Genomic DNA, 4,510 nt, shown 5'->3' on the forward strand with positions numbered 1-4,510 from the left:
TACCTCGATCCTCAATACGGCGCTTCGGATCCAAGGGGGGCTGACGTATGGCGCCCGGTGGCTGGCGCCTCGCTACACGCAGGCGGGCACCGTCGCGATCTACTCGTACACCAAGACCGAGACCACCGTGAAGGCGATCGACCTCGCGCTCGAGACCCTGTCCCAGGTACGCCGCGCCGGTATCGATTCGCTCACGCTTGCCTCCGCCAAGACCTATATCCGGGGACAGTTTCCGCCCCGCCTCGAGACCGAAGATCAAATCGCGGGCGCGCTCGCGGACGTGACCTTCTACGGCCAGACCCGCGAAGAATTGGAGGGATATGCCCCGAAGGTGGCGGCGGCCCGCTCGGAGGACGTGACGCGCGCCGTTCAACGCGTCTATCCGCCTCTGGAAGACCTTACCTTCGTGCTGGTGGGCAATGCTGCTAGGATCCGCGCCGCCGTGAGGAAGTACGGACCGCTGACGGACGTGAAGATCGCCGAGCCGCTGCTTTCGCGGCTCCGGTCGGGAGCCCGGGACGGGCGTCACAGGGGAGGGGACCGTGGTTAGAAGCAAGGTGTGGCTATGGGTCTGTTTCACGCTGGGCGTCGCCGTCGCGACGGCGGCCTTCGCGGACCAAGACGCGAGGGAGAGGGCGCAGGACCGCGCGCAGATTCGCACCGACCGCGTCGAGGTGAGCCGCGACGTGGCGGAGGTGAGGCGGCTCGAACGGCTCCTCGCGCACCTGGACAGCGCGCAGCGCCGCTTTGACGAGAGCGCCGAGCGGCGGGCGCGCCGCGAAGTCCGCGCGTTTCTCGCACGCGAAGCCGCGGACGCCCAGCAACAGGCGGCAAGGGACCGTCGTGAAGTGCGCTCCAGCGCGCGCGAGCTCAGGCGGGACCGGCGACAAGGGACCCCCGGCTGGGATGACCGCCGGGACCTGCGCGACGACAGGCTCGATCTGGCGTCGAGCGAGGGGCGTCTGGCCAGGGAACGGGGAATCCTCTTCGAGCTGCACACGCTGCAGCCGCGCATCCACCGGAACGATCCCGCGGCCGAGAGCCGCGAGCGAGAGCTGTTTCAAGAGTTCTTGAACATCGCGCGTCGGGACGCCGCCGCCTCGGGACGCGAGCTCGGAGAGGATCGACGTGAGCTGCGCGAGGACCGCCGCGAGCGGATCAAGAACTAGGGCTGATCGCGCGGCGGCGAGTTCCGATCGCGCGTCCCCCCGCGCGGGCGTCGTTTCTTGCCCCGGCCCGCGTCGCGCACGGCGCGCGCGAGCACGAACTCGATCTGCCCGTTGACGCTCCGGAGCTCGTCGGCCGCCCATACCTCCAAGAGTTCCCACAGCTCGGGGCTGATGCGAAGGAGAAACGCCTTTCGCTCGGCCATCCGGACGCCTATTTATACAGCGTGCCGGCGTTCAGGACGGGAGTCGCCGCGTGCTCGCCGCAGAGGACAACGAGCAGGTTCGAAACCATCGCGGCCTTGCGCTCCTCGTCCAGCTCCACGATCTTGTTCCTGCCGAGACGATCCAGCGCCATCTCGACCATCCCCACCGCGCCCTCCACGATCCGCTGGCGCGCGGCGATGATCGCGCCGGCCTGCTGGCGTTGAAGCATCGCCTGCGCAATCTCGGGGGAATAGGCGAGGTGGCTCAGCCGCGTCTCCACGACCTCCACGCCGGCCGGCTTCAGCCGCTCGTGCAGCTCGGCCTTGAGAAACTCGGACACCTTATCGGTGCTCCCCCGCAACGAAATCCCGTCTGAGTCGTAGTCGTCATACGGGTAGGAGCTGGCGAGGTGGCGAACCGCGGTCTCGCTCTGGACCGTGACGAAGCGCTCGTAGTCGTCCACGTCGAACGCCGCCTGCGCCGTGTCGCGAACCTTCCAGACCACGACCGCGGCGATCTCGACCGGGTTTCCGTGCTGGTCGTTCACCTTGATCCGCTCCCCGTTCAGGCTCCGGGCCCGGAGCGAGATCTTCTTCCGCGTGATGAAGGGGTTCGTCCACCACCAGCCGCTCGACCGGACGGACCCGACGTAGGTTCCGAAGAGAATCAGGACGACTCCCTGGTTGGGTTGCGCGGTGAACAGGCCGGCCGCCGATAACCCCGCGAGCCCGACCGACAGCACCGCGAGGAGGATGGGCGCCAGAGGCTGCGGCGCCACGGCCGCGCGCCAGACGAGGGCGATGCCCGCGAGGGAGAAGAGAATCGTTACGGTGAGCCCTAGGGCTCCGCTCATCGGTGAAGCGACGCGCTCCTGAGTCATGGCCGGTTCTCCTTGCGTTTGGGGTGACATCAATAAGATAGCATAATGATATCATCCTGTCAAGGAGTGGCTCGAGGCGTGAGACGGAGAGGGGCTTATGCGCGGCGCTTGGAAGCCAGAAGGAGCGCGACGCCGCCGATCAAGGCGCCTACGCCGACGCCGGCCACGAAGGGGAATGTCTTGTGCTCCGTGGCGGTCGCCTTGATTCCACCCAGGTCGATCATCGTGGTCTGGCTTTCGTGGCCGACGAGACCGTAGATCAGTGCGATAGCGCCGAGGATTACGAGGGCCAGGCCGAGCAGTTTCATGTCAGTCCTCCTCAGGCCGTCGCAAGGGATCGACGGCAGGCGATCCTAGTCCCGGACCAGCTTCTTGTATTTGAGGCGGTGCGGTTGGTCGGCGGCGGCGCCCAGGCGCATGTGGCGGTTGGCCTCGTAGTCCTGGTAGTTCCCCTCGAACCACACCACGTCCCCGTCCTCTTCGAACGCGATCATGTGGGTCGCGATGCGGTCCAGGAACCAGCGGTCGTGGCTGATCACGCAGATCGAGCCCGCGAAGTTGAGAATCCCTTCCTCCAGCGCGCGAAGGGTGTCCACGTCGAGATCGTTGGTGGGCTCGTCCAGGAGGAGAAGGTTCCCGCCCGAACGCAGGAGCTTGGCCAGGTGGACCCGGTTCCGCTCGCCGCCGCTCAGGTTCTTCACCAGCTTTTGCTGATCGGCGCCCTTGAAGTTGAACATCGCGACGTAGGACCGCGACGGCACCGCCCGGCTCCCGAGCTGGATTTCATCCTCGCCGTTCGAGATCTCCTCCCAGACGTTTCGGTCGCCCTGAAGTGCGTCGCGGCTTTGATCTACCACCGCGAGCTTCACGGTATCGCCGACGCGGACCGCGCCGGAGTCGGCGCCCTCGAGGCCCGCGATGAGGCGGAACAGCGTCGTCTTGCCCGCGCCGTTCGGCCCGATGATCCCGACGATTCCTCCGGGAGGAAGATTGAAGGACAGCCCGTCGATCAGAAGACGGTCTCCGTAGCCCTTCACGAGATCGCGCGCTTCGACGACGAGGTTTCCCAGCCGCGGCCCGGCGGGAATCGAGATTTCGACCGTGTCCTGGCGCTTCTCGCTCTGCTGCCGCAAGAGGTCCTCGTATGCCGTGACGCGCGCCTTGCTCTTCGCCTGCCTCGCGCGCGGGGACATCCGGATCCACTCGAGCTCGCGCTGTAGCGTGCGCTGGCGCGCCGTCTCCGCCTTCTCCTCGAGGGCGAGCCGCCCGCGCTTCTGCTCGAGCCAGGAGGAGTAGTTGCCTTCCCACGGAATTCCCTGCCCGCGATCCAGCTCCAGGATCCATCCCGCGACGTTGTCGAGGAAGTAGCGGTCGTGGGTCACCGCGACCACCGTGCCCGGATATTCCTTGAGGAAGCGCTCGAGCCACGCCACGGATTCGGCGTCCAGGTGGTTCGTCGGCTCGTCGAGGAGAAGCAAATCGGGTTGTTGGAGGAGCAAACGGCACAGAGCAACGCGGCGCCGCTCGCCTCCCGAAAGGGTCGCGACCGGCGTGTCGCCAGCGGGCACGCGGAGCGCGTCCATCGCGATCTCCACCGTGCGATCCAGCTCCCAGGCGTTTTTCGCCTCGATCTCGGCCATGACGCGGCCTTGCTCCTCGAGGACGCTCTCCATCTCTTTCTCGGAGAGGCTCTCGCCCAGTTTCACGTTCAGCTCGTTGAAACGCTGGAGCAGCGCGCGCGTTTCGGCGACGCCCTCTTCGATGTTCCCGAGGACGTCCTTCGAGGCGTCGAGAAGCGGCTCCTGGGGCAGATATCCGACTCGGATTCCCTTGGCGGGTCGGGCCTCCCCGCCCGAGGGTTCCTCGACCCCCGCCATGATGCGGAGCAGGGTGCTCTTTCCCGCGCCGTTCAACCCGAGCACGCCGATCTTGGCGCCCGGGAGAAACGAGAGCCAAATCCCCTTCAGGACCTCGCGGTTCGGGGGATAGACCTTGCGGAGGTCCTTCATGGTGAAGATGTATTGATGAGCCATGCGTTGCGGGGAGTATATACTGAACGGGTTCCCTAGCACTAATCAATTACACTGCAACGGCTTCCGTTACTCACCCAAGGTCACAAGTTCGCGCGCGGTGGATGACGTGGGGAGTCCCGCTGGGCCTTGGCTAGCAGCTGCACCCCCGGCGCGTAGGTCGCTGTCGTCGAGGGTTCTGTACCTTCTGAACATCGCTGACGTCGAGTGCCCGAGCAGCGTCATCG

Annotated in this window: 5 protein-coding genes; 1 reads left to right on the forward strand and 4 read right to left on the reverse strand. The window is 66.3% G+C overall.

Translation table 11 applies throughout. The features are described from left to right. Window positions 1–542: 542 nt before the first annotated feature. Entirely contained in the window at window positions 543–1,169 is a 627-nt protein-coding gene (locus tag E6K76_12255; GenBank protein TMQ56703.1) for a hypothetical protein, read from the forward strand. Here the strand turns inward: E6K76_12255 and E6K76_12260 are convergent. The 4 genes from E6K76_12260 to ettA all read right to left on the reverse strand — a co-directional run bounded on the left by E6K76_12260 (window position 1,166) and on the right by ettA (window position 4,286). Next, the gene (locus E6K76_12260) at window positions 1,166–1,372 is read right to left on the reverse strand and encodes a hypothetical protein (GenBank protein TMQ56704.1); all 207 of its coding nucleotides are present in this window, start codon (window positions 1,370–1,372) and stop codon (window positions 1,166–1,168) included. The two genes, E6K76_12255 and E6K76_12260, sit on opposite strands and share 4 nt — an antisense overlap. A gap of 8 nt (window positions 1,373–1,380) precedes the next feature. Next, window positions 1,381–2,253, reverse strand: a complete 873-nt coding sequence (locus tag E6K76_12265; GenBank protein TMQ56705.1) for an SPFH domain-containing protein — start codon at window positions 2,251–2,253, stop codon at window positions 1,381–1,383. Window positions 2,254–2,348: 95 nt separating this feature from the next. Further along, entirely contained in the window at window positions 2,349–2,561 is a 213-nt protein-coding gene (locus tag E6K76_12270) for a hypothetical protein (GenBank protein TMQ56706.1), read from the reverse strand. Window positions 2,562–2,606: 45 nt separating this feature from the next. After that, a complete protein-coding gene (ettA, locus tag E6K76_12275) occupies window positions 2,607–4,286 on the reverse strand; it encodes an energy-dependent translational throttle protein EttA (protein ID TMQ56707.1) in 1,680 nt (559 codons plus the stop codon). Between the last annotated feature and the right edge of the window lie 224 nt (window positions 4,287–4,510).

It is taken from the genome of Candidatus Eisenbacteria bacterium, from assembly GCA_005893275.1.
Classification (GTDB): Bacteria; Eisenbacteria; RBG-16-71-46; order SZUA-252; family SZUA-252; genus WS-7.